Raw genomic sequence first — 12,454 nt, 5'->3', positions numbered from 1 at the left:
CAAGATGGTCCCTTACCTAGCCGATGGAGCCGCTCCCGGCAACCGCCGACGGGACGGTGACGGGGAATGGCAGGGTGGCGCAAGGCGCGATGTCGGCTCCCGGGACGGGAACGCGGCGGCGCGGCATCTGCGCGCATCGGCAATCCCCATGTTTCAGTCCAGTTACACTTTCTTTAGGGTACCGGTTCATCTAGTCAACACGGGCCGTCCGGCCGCAAGCCCCACTGGAAGCCGAAACGCCGATGCCCGCCCCCGGGTCTGCCTCCCCCCCGCTGTCCTGCCCCACCGGTCTGGCGCGGGCGTTGCGTGGCCGTTTGGGATCGGTGCGGTTCCTGATGACCGCGTCCGGCCTTGCCTTCATCCTGGTGGTGAACGCGCTGATCGGCTACGGCATCGTCCAGGGCCGGCGCGAGGCGCTGGATGCCGGCGAGCGCGCCACCCGCGATCTTGCCCGTATGCTGGAATCGCAGACGCTGCGGACGGCCTTCGCGGTGGACCAGCTTCTGCGCGACCTGTCCTTCGCACTCGATACGCTTCCCGAGGGCACGCGCCGCGGCAGCACGGCCATCCACGACCATTTGCGCCAGCGGCGCGATTCCTTTGCCGAACTGGCCGATCTGGTGGTGGTCGACAGTGACGGCTTCGCCCTGCATCATTCGGCCGACGTGCCTCTTCCGAAGCTTCCGCTGTCCGACCGCGCCTATTTCAGTGGGCCGCGCAAGGGTGCCGGAGAGGGGCTGTATGTCGGTGCCGCCATCAACAGCCGGGTGAAGCCCGGCACCCAGGTCATCCCCTTCAGCCGGCGCTGGCTGGACCGGGACGGCGGCTTCCGTGGCGTGATGGTCGCCATGGTCGATCCGACGCGCCTGGCGGCGACGCTGGAATCGCGGGACATCGACCGCAAGGGCAGCGTGTTCCTGGCGCTGGAGGACGGCACCGTCCTGCTGGACCGGCCGCCCGGCCGCAACGGACCGGACCGGCTGACCGATTGGCCGGCGGTGTGGACTGCGCTTGCCGCGCATGACGAGACCACCATCCGCGGCATGGTACCCGGCCCGGGGGCCGGAATCGACAGTCTGGTCAGCGTGCGGCGGGTGCAGGGCTATCCCTTCGTCATCGTGGCGACATTGCCGGTGGCGGTGGCGCTGGCCGAATGGCGGCGCGATACCGCGGCCTGGACCTCCATCGGCACGGCGATGACGATCGCCATCGCCCTGCTGACCGCCTTCGTCGTCCGCCAGCATGCCCGTCGCGAGGAGGATCAGGCCCGTCTGGCCCGCGCCTCGCGCCGGATTCGCGGCATCCTCGACTCCATGCTGGATGCGGTGGTGACCTTCGACACCGCCGGGCGCATCGTCACCTTCAACCGGGCGGCCGAGATGATGTTCGGCGTGCCGGAGCGCGAGATGATCGGCCAGCCGATCGAGGCACTGATCCCCGACGCCCGCGGCGGCGCCAACGACCGCGACCTGACCGCCCTGCGCCGTGACGGCCGTGCTTTTCCGGTCGGCTTCACCGTCAGCGATCTGCGGTTGGGCGGCGGCCCCTGCGCAGCGGACTCCTACCCGGCTTCCGTCGGCGCGCTGCGTCCGGACGAACCACGCATCTATGTCGGCGTCATCCGCGACATGACCCGCCGCAAGCAGCAGGAGGCGGAACTGATCGCCTCAAAGACGCAGGCGGAACTGGCGAACCGGGCGAAGAGCGAATTCCTGGCCAACATGAGCCACGAGCTGCGCACCCCGCTGAACGCCATCATCGGCTTCGCCGAGGTGCTGGACAGCGAGTTCTTCGGCGCCGTCAACGAACGGCAGAAATCCTGCATCGCCGACATCCACGATAGCGGCCGCCATCTGCTCGACATCGTCAACGCCGTGCTGGACATGTCGAAGCTGGAATCCGGCCAGTTCGAGCTGTGCGAAGAGGCGGTCGAGGCGCATGAGGCGGTCGGGCAATGCCTGATGATGGTGCGCGACCGCGCCGCCGCCGGCGGGGTCGCCATCCACAACGAGGCGACCGCCGCCGTCGCCACCCTGTGGGTCGACCGCCGGGCCTTTAAGCAGGTGATCCTGAACCTGCTGTCCAACGCCGTGAAGTTCACGCCCAACGGCGGAAGCATCACCATCACCGCCGGGCTGGACGAGGATGGCGGCTTCGCGTTGACGGTGGCCGATACCGGGATCGGCATCCCGCCCGACTTCATGGCCGACCTGTTCCAGCCCTTCCGTCAGGCGGAGAATGCCGCGAACCGCAGGTACGAGGGCACCGGGCTGGGCCTGTCGATCTCGAAGAACTTCATCGACCTGCATGGCGGAACGCTGACCTGCCGCAGCGCGCCGGGGGCCGGGACCGAGATGACGGTATGGCTGCCGGCGGAACGGGTGGTGGATCGTCCCATGAAAATGGGCAGCCACGCCGCGCCTGCGGCCTGAGACCGCCTCAGCGAATCCGCGTTGCGGTGAAACGGCGGGGCGGGTTGACGAAATCGTCCTGGGCGGCGATCAGCTGAAGCTCGCGCGTGCCGATGCGCTTGGTCGCCTCGAAGATGGCGAAGATCGCCGCCGCCGCCTTTTCCAGCGCGTCGGCCGGGTGGAAGGCGGTCAGGTAATGGGCGAGGAACAGCGCCGCCACCGCGTCGCCCGACCCGTTGGGCGGCGGGTCGAAGGTCAGGCGCGGCGTGGACACCAGCCAGGAGCCGTCGGCGCCGTCCGCCAGCATCTCGATGCTGTCGGGATCGGCATCGCTACGGGTGAGGCTGGTGACCAGCACCAGCCGCGGCCCGCGCGCGCGCAACGCCGCGCTGGCGGCCAGCGCGTCGTCCAGCGTTTCCACCTTGCGGTCGGTCAGATACTCCAGCTCGAACTGGTTCGGCGTCATCAGGTCGGCGGCCGGCACCGCATGGTCGCGGATGAATTCCGGCAGGCCGGGCCGCACGAAGAAACCGCGCCCGACATCGCCCATCACCGGATCGCAGCAGTAGATCGCATTCGGATTGGCGCCCTTCACCCGCGCCGCGGTCTCCACGATCACCTGCCCCAGTTCGACGGCGCCCATATAGCCGGACAGCACCGCGTCCTGAGCCGGCAGCACGCCGCGGGCGGCGATGCCGTCGACGATGTCGGCAATATGCTCCGCCGTGAAGACCTGTCCGGTCCAGGCGCCATAGCCGGTGTGGTTGGAGAACTGGACGGTGTTCACCGCCGTGGCGTCGATCCCCAACCGCTGCAGCGGAAACACCGCGGCCCGGTTGCCGACATAGCCATAGGCGACGTGCGATTGGATGGTGAGGACGCTTTTCATGCGGGAAAGCCTAAGCGACCATCCGCCGGGCGTAAAGCCGCCGACTCCGGGACGACGGCCGGGGCTTGCGGCATGGCTGCCATGCGCCGGCCCATGCGGGCACTGTGACGGCCTGGCCCATGGACAGGGCGGCGCCCCGCGGCTAAAGCTGCCGTCTCCAACCATCCGCATTTCGGGAAACCGTCATGGCCACGACCGTCCGCCCCCGCCGCAGCGTGCTCTACATGCCGGGTTCGAACGCCCGCGCCCTGGAGAAGGGACGCAGCCTGCCCGCCGACGGGCTGATCCTCGACCTGGAGGATGCGGTCGCCCCCGACGCCAAGGCGATGGCGCGCGACACCATCGCGACCGCGCTGTCGGCCGGCGGCTATGGCGGGCGGGAACTGATCGTCCGCGTCAACGGTCTGAACACCCCCTGGGGCTATGACGATCTGCGCATGGCCGCGGCCAGCGGCGCCGATGCCGTGCTGTTGCCGAAGGTGGAGAGCGCCGACGCGGTGCGGCAGGCCGAGGCGGTGCTGCGCGCCGCCGGAGCGCCGGCCGGCCAGACCATCTGGTGCATGATGGAGACGCCGCTGGGCATCCTGAACGCCAAGGAGATCGCAGGATCCTCCCCCACCGTCGGCGCGCTGGTGCTCGGAACCTCGGACCTTGCCAAGGACCTGCACGCCGCCCACACGGCGCAGCGCCTGCCGATGATCACCAGCCTGGGGCTGTGCCTGCTGGCGGCACGGGCCTATGGGTTGGCGGTGCTGGACGGCGTGCATCTGGACCTGAACGACGACGAGGGCTTCGCCGCCTCCTGCCGGCAGGGGCGCGAGTTGGGCTTCGACGGCAAGACGCTGATCCATCCCAAGACGATTGCCGCCTGCAACGCCGCCTTCGCCCCGGATGACGAGGAGATTGCCCAGGCCCACCGCATCATCGTCGCCCACGCGGAGGCAGCCGCCGCCGGCAAGGGCGTGGTTCTGGTCGATGGCAAGCTGGTGGAGAACCTGCATGTCGAGAACGCCCGCCGGCTGGTGACCCTGGCCGAAGCCATCGCCAAGCTGCAAGCCCCAGGATGAGCAACGGGGGTGATCAGCGGGATGAGCAACGGCCGCGGCAAGACCGTTCCCAAAACGAAATGATCGCCGCACCGACAATTCCGGTTGCATAATTTATCGGTGATTTGGAACCAACCCCCCGGCTGTCCGGTTGTCAAATCAACAAGGCACAGTCGGAGGTTGGTTATGGCCTCGAAAGAGAGCAATCGTACGTCGGGCCGCGGCTTCGCGTCGATGGACCCTGATCGGCAACGCCAAATCGCCAGCAAGGGCGGCGAAAGCGTGCCGGCCGACAAACGCAGCTTTTCAAAGAACCCGGAACTCGCGGCGGAAGCCGGGCGCAAGGGTGGGCGCAGTGTCCCCGCCTCATCGCGCAGCTTCTCCAAGAACCCCTCGCTGGCGGCGGAAGCCGGCCGCAAGGGTGGACAGGCGAGCCATGGCGGGCGGTCGGCCGACCGTCCGGCAGGCGGCGACTGACGCGGCGACCGACTGGGGCGATTGAAACGCTATGGATCGTGCAGACGAAAAAGCCCCCGTCCTTGCGGACGGGGGCTTTTTCTTAAAGCACTGCCGATTGGGTGATCAGGACGCCAGCTTGTCGAGCTCGCGCAGGATCGAATCGCCCATGACGGTGGTGGAGCAGCGCGCCATGCCCGGGGCCATGATGTCGGCCGTGCGCATGCCGCCGCCCAGCACGTTCTGAATGGCCCGCTCGATCAGCTTGGCGTCCTCGTCCAGGTTGAACGAGTAGCGCAGGCACATCGCGAAGGACAGCAGGGTGGCGCAGGGGTTGGCCAGATCGCGGCCGGCGATGTCCGGGGCGGAGCCGTGCACCGGCTCGTACAGGGCCTTGCGGTTGCCGTTGGCATCCGGGGCGCCCAGCGAGGCCGACGGCAGCATGCCGAGCGAGCCGGTCATCATCGCCGCCTCGTCCGACAGGATGTCGCCGAACAGGTTGTCGGTGACGATTACGTCGAACTGCTTCGGGTTCTTGAGCAACTGCATGGCGCCGTTGTCGGCGTACATGTGGCTCAGTTCGACGTCCTGGAACTCTTCCTGGTGCAGCTTGGTCACTTCCTGCCGCCACAGCAGGCCGGATTCCATGACGTTCGCCTTTTCCATCGAGCAGAGCTTGTTGCCGCGCTTGCGGGCCAGCTCGAACGCGACGCGGGCGACGCGGCGGATTTCCGAGGTGGTGTAGACCTGGGTGTTGACGCCGCGGCGCTCGCCGTTGCCGATGTCGGTGATGCCGCGCGGCTCACCGAAATAGACGCCGCCGGTCAGCTCGCGGACGATCAGGATGTCCAGGCCGCGGATGACGTCGGCCTTCAGGGTCGAGGCGTCGACCAGGGCGTCGAACACCACCGCCGGGCGCAGGTTGGCGAACAGACCCAGTTCCTTGCGAAGGGCCAGCAGACCGGCTTCCGGACGCTTGGTGTAGTCGGTCGGGTTGTCCCACTTCGGACCGCCGACAGCACCCAGCATCACCGCGTCCACCGCCAGCGCCTCGGCCAGCGTGGCGTCGGACAGCGGAACGCCGTAGGCCTCGATGGCCGCGCCGCCGACCAGGCCTTCGGACACGTCGAAGGTGATCTTGCGCTTGCGGTCCATCCAGTCGATGACCCGGCGAACCTGGCGCATCACCTCCGGGCCGATACCGTCACCGGGGAGGAACAGAAGCTTCTTATTGGCGGCCATGGCGGGCGCACTCCCAAATATCAGACGTCAAGAAGACAGAAGTTGAGGAGATCGGGGGAGGACGGAGGCGGTCAGCCCCACATCCACGGCTGACCGGCGCGCTGCTTGCCCTCGTACCCATCGATATGGGCAGCCTGCTGCAGCGTCAGGCCGATATCGTCCAGGCCGTTCAGCAGGCAATGCTTGCGGAAGGGGTCCAGCTCGAAGGAGATGGTGCCGCCGTCCGGGCCGGTGATGGTCTGCTTCTCAAGGTCGACCGAGATGACGGCGTTCGACCCGCGCGACGCGTCGTCGAGCAGCAGGTCCACCTGCTCCTTCGGCAACTTGATCGGCAGGATGCCGTTCTTGAAACAGTTGTTGTAGAAGATGTCGGCGAAGCTGGGGGCGATGATGCAGCGGATGCCGAAGTCGGCCAGCGCCCACGGCGCATGCTCACGCGAGGAGCCGCAGCCGAAATTGTCGCCGGAAACCAGGATGCTGGCCTTGCGGTAGGCCGGCTTGTTCAGGACGAAGTCCGGGATCTCCTGCCCGTCGGGGGTGTAACGCATCTCGTCGAACAGATGCTTGCCAAGCCCCGTCCGCTTGATGGTCTTCAGGAACTGCTTCGGGATGATCATATCGGTATCGACATTGATCATCGGCAGCGGCGCCGCAACGCCGGTGAGAACCGTGAACTTTTCCATCGCCAGAAATCCTGTCGCGCAAGAAGGCGCAAGCGTGCGCATGCAGAGCGTGGTGAATAGCAGACCGAACAAGCCATTGCCAGAGGAAGCTTGCCCTTTTCCCGGCACGCAATGAGCGAACAGGCATGCGCGAATGCACTGTCGCGCATCTTTGTTGCGCGAACGACCAGGGATCGTCCCGGTCCGGCCCGATTGCCGGCCCCGAAACGCCGCGCCGGAACCGGCATTCCCCTTGCGGAGAGCGCGACCGCCACCTAAGGACAATACCGCGCAACAGCAAGGTTGTCCCGTTCCGATGCCGATAGCCGCCTTCCGCGAAGACCGCCCGTCAGACCGCCCATCGGATGGCCCACTGGATCGCCGCGCCCGCCTGATCGGCATCGCCTTCCTGCTGCTGGCTCCGTCGGCCTATGGGCTGCTGACGCTGGCCTTCGGCATGGACGCGAACTGGGACCTGCGGAATTACCATTGGTACAACGGCTATGCGATGCTGACCGGGCGGATCGGACGCGATCTGCTCGTGGCGCAGATGCCGAGCTTCTACAGCCCCTTCCTCGATGTGCCGTTCTATTGGCTGGCGACCCATCTGCCGGCGCGGGTGGCCGGCTTCCTGTGGGGGACGCTGCAGGGGATCAACCTATCGCTGCTGTATCTGCTGGCATCATTTTGTCTACGGAACGTTCCGGATCTGAAACGGACGTTGGTTGCCGTGGCGCTGGCGGTGATGGGTGGGCTGGGCGGCGGGACACTGGGCCTGATCGGCACCACCTTTCAGGACAATGTGGTCAGCCTGGGCGTTCTGGGCGCGGCAGCGGTCGTCGCCGCCAGCCTTCCCGGCATCCTGGATGGACGGCCGCTGCCCAGCTTCGCCCGCGTTGCGGCAGCCGGACTGCTGGCCGGGGCGGCGATGGGGCTGAAGAATCCGACGGTGATCTATGCGGTCGGGCTGTGCCTGGGCTTCCTCGCCCTGCCCGCCCGGCCGTGGCGGCGGCTGTGGCTGGCCTTCTTCTTCGGCATCGGCGTGCTGGTGGGGTTGGCGCTGAGCGGCGGCGTGTGGATGGCGCATCTTTGGCACGATTACGGGAACCCGGTCTTCCCGCACATGAACCACATCTTCCGGTCGCCCTTCGCCGCCCTCTCCGACTACGTCAATGTCAGCTTCTTCCCGCTCGGACTGTGGCAGCGGCTGTTCTTCCCCTTCGTCTTCACCTTCCGCCCCCTGACTGTGGGCGAGGTGCCATGGTTCGACCTGCGGGTGCTGGCGCTGTTCGTTCTGGTGCCGGTCGGTTTCGTCTGCGCGGCTGTCGGCCGATCAATGGGGAAGCGGAACGATTGGCTGACCGTGGGACCGGCGACGCGGTTCCTGCTGACGGCGCTGAGCGTCACCTACGCGCTGTGGGTGGTGATGTTCTGCATCTACCGCTATCTGGTGCCGCTGGAGATGCTGGCGCCGCTGTGTCTGGTGATGGCGGTCGGGCTGCTGCCGTTGGCGCGCCGGCTGCGCATCGGGCTGGCGGTGGCGCTGCTGGCGCTGGTGCAGCTGACGGTCCAGCCGGCCGATTGGGGGCGGGTAGCCTGGGCGGACAAATGGGTGACGGCGGAGGTGCCTCCCATCGAGGATGCGGACGACACCATGGTGCTGATGGGCGGCTATTGGGCCATCTCGCACGTCATTCCGTCCTTCCCGCCGCGCGTCACCTTCGTGCGCATCCAATCGAACTTCCTGCAGCCGGATTCGGTCGGCAACGGCTATCTCGCCATCATGAAGGACAAGGTGGCGTCCCACCGCGGCCCCTTCCTGATGCTGAGCACCATCCCCGACACCCCCGGCACAGCGAAGGCGGCGGAACTGCTCGGCCTGCGGCTCGACCCGCAGCGCTGCCGGCCGATTCCCAACAATCTGGGTGAGACGCTGAACCTCTGCGCCGTTGACCGGAAGGGCGGAAATCGGGAGACAGTGGAATAATCGGCGGGTTTGTGCTGTTTATCGCCGCTGACAGCCGTGCCTGTCCCGTCCCCAGCCAGAAGCCAGCGCCATGACCGTATCGACCCTCGACCGTCCTGCCGACCGCCCCGCCCTCACCCCGGCCGCCGACGCTTCCGGAGCGCAGACGGCGGCTGTGCAGGCCGGCCCGGCCCCCACCGTCGCGGTGCTGATCCCCTGCTACAACGAGGAGGCGGCGATCGGCAAGGTGGTGCAGGATTTCCGCGCGGCCCTGCCCGACGCCATCGTCTATGTCTACGACAACAACTCGAAGGACCGGACGGTGGAGGTCGCGCGCGCCGCCGGCGCCGTCGTCCGGCGCGAGCCGCTGCAGGGCAAGGGCAACGTCATGCGCCGCATGTTCGCCGATATCGAGGCGGACGTGTATGTGCTAGTCGACGGCGACGACACCTATCACGCCGCCAGCGCCCCGGAACTGGTCAAGCGCTTGTGGGACGAGCAGCTGGACATGGTCAACGGCGCGCGGGTGACGGAGATCGTTGCCGCCTATCGCCCCGGCCACCGTTTCGGCAACCTCGTGCTGACCGGCATGGTCGCCAAAATCTTCGGCAGCCGCATCGGCGACATGCTGTCGGGCTACCGGGTGTTCTCCCGCCGCTTCGTGAAGTCCTTCCCGGCCCTGGCCAGCGGTTTCGAAACCGAAACGGAGCTGACCGTCCATGCGCTGGAACTGCGGATGCCGATTGCCGAGGTGAAGACCCCCTACAAGGACCGTCCGCCCGGATCGCACAGCAAGCTGAACACCATCCGCGATGGCATCCGCATCCTGCGCACCATCATCATCCTGGTGAAGGAGGAGCGGCCGCTGCCCTTCTTCTCCGCCGCCTTCGGACTGCTGGCCCTGCTGTCGATGATCCTGGGCGTGCCGGTGATCGCGACCTATTTCGAGACCGGGCTGGTCCCGCGTTTCCCCACCGCCCTGCTCGCCACCGGTCTTATGCTGCTGGCCTTCCTCAGCCTGACCTGCGGCCTGATCCTGGACACCGTCACCCATGGCCGCCGTGAGGCCAAGCGCATGAGCTACCTGTCGCTGCGCGCGCCGGGCAACCACCCGCCGCTGGCCGGCGCGCGCGGGGACGAGCGCCGGTGATGGCATCGGTCGCAAGCCTGCTGGACAGCCGGCTCGGCCGGCTGGGCGTGCAGTTCACCAAGTTCGGCGTCGTCGGCGTCATCGGGCTGGTGGTGGACACGATCGTGCTCTACGCCGGCCTGGCGCTGGGGCTGCAGTTCTTCGCCGCCCGCGTCCCGTCCTTCTTTGCGGCGGCGACCGCCACCTGGGCGCTGAACCGCGCCTTCACCTTCCGTGGCGCGGCGAGCGAGCCTCTGCATCGCCAGTGGGCCAAGTTCATCGCCGCCAACGCCATCGGCGGCGTGGTGAATTACGGCGTGTCGGTCGGACTGGAGTCGAGCGTGCAGATGGTCGCCGAACACCCGTTCCTGGCGGTGGCCGCCGGATCGATCGCCGGCATGTTCTTCAACTTCGCGGCGTCGAAGCATCTGGTGTTCAAGGGGGCGTAGACAGCCGGAGGCGCCCGCGATTCTGCCTTGCGCGGCGCCTTATGGACTTATCCCTGCGGCTCGCCATATAACGGCGGCCATGACCCGCGAATTCCTGAAGATGCACGGCCTCGGCAACGACTTCGTCGTGATCGACGCCCGTTCCGAACCCTACCGCCCCTCAGGCGCGGAGGTGCGCGCCATCGCCGACCGCAAGACCGGCGTGGGATGCGACCAGTTCATCATTCTGGAGCGCACCGAGGCGCCGGGGGCCGACGCCTTCATGCGCATCCACAACGCCGACGGCAGCGAAGCCGCGGCGTGCGGCAATGCGTCGCGCTGCGTCGGCTGGCTGCTGATGGAGGAGAGCGGGCGCGACCGCGCCAGCTTCCAGACCGCCGCGGGTCTGCTGCACGCGAGCCGTGCCGACAATGGCCGCATCACAGTCGACATGGGTCCGCCCCGGCTGGACTGGAGCGCCATCCCGCTGGCCGCCCCCACCGACACGCTGCGGGTCGAATCGGTGGAGCATGGCGGCTTCGCAGCTCCGGTCGCGGTGAACATGGGCAACCCGCACGCCGTCTTCTTCGTCGACGATGCCGAGGCGGTGCCGCTGGCCGAGGTCGGCCCGGTGTTCGAGAACCACCCGAGCTTCCCCGAGCGGTCCAACATCGAGTTCGCTCAGGTCCTATCGCCCAGCGCCATCCGGATGCGGGTGTGGGAGCGCGGCGCCGGCATCACCCAGGCCTGCGGCACCGGCGCCTGCGCCACGCTTGTGGCGGCGGCCCGCCGCGGCCTGACCGGCCGCAAGGCCGACATCCTGCTGGACGGCGGCACCCTGACCATCGAGTGGACCGAGGACGACCGCGTCCTGATGACCGGGCCGGTGGCGCTCGCCTTCAGTGGTCGCCTGTCGGCTGAACTGGTTTCGGAATGAGCGACAGCACCGACAGCACGACGCAGACCGGCCCCGAAATCGTCACGTTCGGCTGCCGCCTCAACACCTACGAGTCCGAGGTGATGCGCAACCATGCGCGCAGCGCCGGATTGGACGATGTGGTGATCATCAACACCTGCGCCGTCACCTCGGAGGCCGAGCGGCAGGCGCGGCAGACCATCCGCAAGCTGCGGCGCGAGCGGCCGGACGCACGCATCGTCGTCACCGGCTGCGCCGCGCAGATCGACCCGCAGCGCTTCGCTGCGATGCCGGAGGTCGATCAGGTCCTGGGCAACCAGGAAAAGCTGCAGCCGGAAAGCTGGGGGCTCCCCCCGGCCGATAAGGTGCTGGTCAACGACATCATGTCGGTGAAGGAGACCGCCGGTCACCTGATCGGCGGGTTCGAGGACCGCGCCCGCGCCTTCGTCCAGGTTCAGCAGGGCTGCGACCACCGCTGCACCTTCTGCATCATCCCCTATGGCAGAGGGCCCTCGCGCTCCGTACCGATCGGCGGCATCGTCGAGCAGGTCCAGGCGCTGGTGAAGGCCGGCTACAACGAGGTGGTGCTGTCCGGCGTCGACATCACCAGTTACGGCCCCGACCTGCCGGGTTCGCCGTCCCTGGGACAGATGGTGCGCCGGCTGTTGGCCCTGGTTCCGGAACTGCCGCGGCTGCGCCTGTCCTCCATCGACTGCATCGAGATGGACGACGACCTCTGGCGCCTGATCGAGAACGAGCCGCGCCTGATGCCGCACCTGCACCTGTCGCTCCAGGCCGGTGACGACATGGTGCTGAAGCGGATGAAGCGCCGCCATGGCCGCGCCGACTCCATCGCGTTCTGCGAGCGGGTGCGTTCGATCCGGCCCGACGTGGTGTTCGGCGCCGACTTCATCGCCGGTTTCCCGACGGAGACCGAGGAGATGTTCCAGAACACCATGCGGCTGGTGGAGGAGTGCGGCCTGACCTGGCTGCATGTCTTCCCCTACAGCCCGCGTCCCGGCACGCCGGCCGCCCGCATGCCGCAGGTCGACGGCGCCGTCCGCAAGGAGCGCGCCGCCCGCCTGCGCGCCGTCGGCGAAGCGGCGGAGGTCCGCACGCTGGCGAGCCTCGTCGGCCGCACCGCCACGGTGCTGGTCGAGAAGGACGACCTGGGCCGCACCGAGCATTTCGCCGCGATCCGCCTGGGCCAAACCTTCGCGCCCGGCTCGCTGGTGCCCGCCGCCATCACCGGCATCAAGGACGGCGTGCTGACCGGCACCCCGCTCTGACCTCTCTTATAGTGGACACT

The 12,454-nt window shown here is 67.8% G+C and carries 11 protein-coding genes; 8 read left to right on the top strand and 3 right to left on the bottom strand.

What is annotated here, in order from left to right; translation table 11 throughout:
• Positions 1 to 242: 242 nt before the first annotated feature.
• Complete coding sequence (locus tag M5E06_RS02865) at positions 243 to 2,432, top strand: ATP-binding protein (RefSeq protein ID WP_252137087.1); 2,190 nt, start codon at positions 243 to 245, stop codon at positions 2,430 to 2,432.
• Between the two features lie 7 nt (positions 2,433 to 2,439).
• On the opposite strand, the gene pdxY is transcribed toward M5E06_RS02865, so the two are convergent.
• Positions 2,440 to 3,300 carry a pyridoxal kinase PdxY gene (gene pdxY, locus M5E06_RS02860; protein WP_252137086.1) on the bottom strand — a complete coding sequence of 287 codons (861 nt, stop codon included), beginning with the start codon at positions 3,298 to 3,300 and terminating at the stop codon, positions 2,440 to 2,442.
• Between the two features lie 185 nt (positions 3,301 to 3,485).
• Here pdxY and M5E06_RS02855 point away from each other — a divergent pair, with 185 nt between their 5' ends.
• Both M5E06_RS02855 and M5E06_RS02850 read left to right on the top strand, forming a co-directional pair.
• Positions 3,486 to 4,367: an HpcH/HpaI aldolase/citrate lyase family protein gene (locus tag M5E06_RS02855; RefSeq protein ID WP_252137085.1), complete on the top strand. Its 882-nt coding sequence runs from the start codon at positions 3,486 to 3,488 to the stop codon at positions 4,365 to 4,367.
• Between the two features lie 165 nt (positions 4,368 to 4,532).
• Positions 4,533 to 4,823 carry a con-10 family general stress protein gene (locus M5E06_RS02850; RefSeq protein ID WP_085088553.1) on the top strand — a complete coding sequence of 97 codons (291 nt, stop codon included), beginning with the start codon at positions 4,533 to 4,535 and terminating at the stop codon, positions 4,821 to 4,823.
• Positions 4,824 to 4,928: 105 nt separating this feature from the next.
• On the opposite strand, the gene leuB is transcribed toward M5E06_RS02850, so the two are convergent.
• Entirely contained in the window at positions 4,929 to 6,044 is a 1,116-nt protein-coding gene (leuB, locus tag M5E06_RS02845; RefSeq protein WP_109153287.1) for a 3-isopropylmalate dehydrogenase, read from the bottom strand.
• 71 nt (positions 6,045 to 6,115) lie between these two features.
• Entirely contained in the window at positions 6,116 to 6,727 is a 612-nt protein-coding gene (gene leuD / locus M5E06_RS02840) for a 3-isopropylmalate dehydratase small subunit (RefSeq protein WP_109075248.1), read from the bottom strand.
• A 295-nt stretch (positions 6,728 to 7,022) separates the two neighbouring features.
• Here leuD and M5E06_RS02835 point away from each other — a divergent pair, with 295 nt between their 5' ends.
• The 5 genes from M5E06_RS02835 to mtaB all read left to right on the top strand — a co-directional run bounded on the left by M5E06_RS02835 (position 7,023) and on the right by mtaB (position 12,434).
• Positions 7,023 to 8,693: a hypothetical protein gene (locus M5E06_RS02835; protein WP_252137084.1), complete on the top strand. Its 1,671-nt coding sequence runs from the start codon at positions 7,023 to 7,025 to the stop codon at positions 8,691 to 8,693.
• A gap of 70 nt (positions 8,694 to 8,763) precedes the next feature.
• Positions 8,764 to 9,822 carry a glycosyltransferase family 2 protein gene (locus M5E06_RS02830; RefSeq protein ID WP_252137083.1) on the top strand — a complete coding sequence of 353 codons (1,059 nt, stop codon included), beginning with the start codon at positions 8,764 to 8,766 and terminating at the stop codon, positions 9,820 to 9,822.
• On the top strand, positions 9,822 to 10,250 hold the full coding sequence (locus M5E06_RS02825; RefSeq protein ID WP_109153290.1) for a GtrA family protein: 429 nt from the start codon (positions 9,822 to 9,824) through the stop codon (positions 10,248 to 10,250). Before M5E06_RS02830 ends, M5E06_RS02825 begins: the two co-directional genes overlap by 1 nt.
• 79 nt (positions 10,251 to 10,329) lie before the next feature.
• Positions 10,330 to 11,166, top strand: a complete 837-nt coding sequence (gene dapF / locus M5E06_RS02820; protein ID WP_252137082.1) for a diaminopimelate epimerase — start codon at positions 10,330 to 10,332, stop codon at positions 11,164 to 11,166.
• A complete protein-coding gene (gene mtaB, locus M5E06_RS02815) occupies positions 11,163 to 12,434 on the top strand; it encodes a tRNA (N(6)-L-threonylcarbamoyladenosine(37)-C(2))-methylthiotransferase MtaB (protein WP_252137081.1) in 1,272 nt (423 codons plus the stop codon). Before dapF ends, mtaB begins: the two co-directional genes overlap by 4 nt.
• Positions 12,435 to 12,454: the final 20 nt, after the last annotated feature.

It is taken from the genome of Azospirillum sp. A1-3 (genome assembly GCF_023806445.1).
Classification (GTDB): domain Bacteria; phylum Pseudomonadota; class Alphaproteobacteria; order Azospirillales; family Azospirillaceae; genus Azospirillum.
This window is presented reverse-complemented; position numbering and strand designations above follow the sequence as displayed.

Excerpts from the sequence above, each read along its gene's own strand:
- M5E06_RS02865 (WP_252137087.1), top strand. The coding sequence starts at position 243 with ATGCCCGCCCCCGGGTCTGCCTCCCCCCCGCTGTCCTGCCCCACCGGT.
- pdxY (WP_252137086.1), bottom strand. The coding sequence starts at position 3,300 with ATGAAAAGCGTCCTCACCATCCAATCGCACGTCGCCTATGGCTATGTC.
- M5E06_RS02855 (WP_252137085.1), top strand. The coding sequence starts at position 3,486 with ATGGCCACGACCGTCCGCCCCCGCCGCAGCGTGCTCTACATGCCGGGT.
- M5E06_RS02850 (WP_085088553.1), top strand. The coding sequence starts at position 4,533 with ATGGCCTCGAAAGAGAGCAATCGTACGTCGGGCCGCGGCTTCGCGTCG.
- leuB (WP_109153287.1), bottom strand. The coding sequence starts at position 6,044 with ATGGCCGCCAATAAGAAGCTTCTGTTCCTCCCCGGTGACGGTATCGGC.
- leuD (WP_109075248.1), bottom strand. The coding sequence starts at position 6,727 with ATGGAAAAGTTCACGGTTCTCACCGGCGTTGCGGCGCCGCTGCCGATG.
- M5E06_RS02835 (WP_252137084.1), top strand. The coding sequence starts at position 7,023 with ATGCCGATAGCCGCCTTCCGCGAAGACCGCCCGTCAGACCGCCCATCG.
- M5E06_RS02830 (WP_252137083.1), top strand. The coding sequence starts at position 8,764 with ATGACCGTATCGACCCTCGACCGTCCTGCCGACCGCCCCGCCCTCACC.
- M5E06_RS02825 (WP_109153290.1), top strand. The coding sequence starts at position 9,822 with ATGGCATCGGTCGCAAGCCTGCTGGACAGCCGGCTCGGCCGGCTGGGC.
- dapF (WP_252137082.1), top strand. The coding sequence starts at position 10,330 with ATGACCCGCGAATTCCTGAAGATGCACGGCCTCGGCAACGACTTCGTC.
- mtaB (WP_252137081.1), top strand. The coding sequence starts at position 11,163 with ATGAGCGACAGCACCGACAGCACGACGCAGACCGGCCCCGAAATCGTC.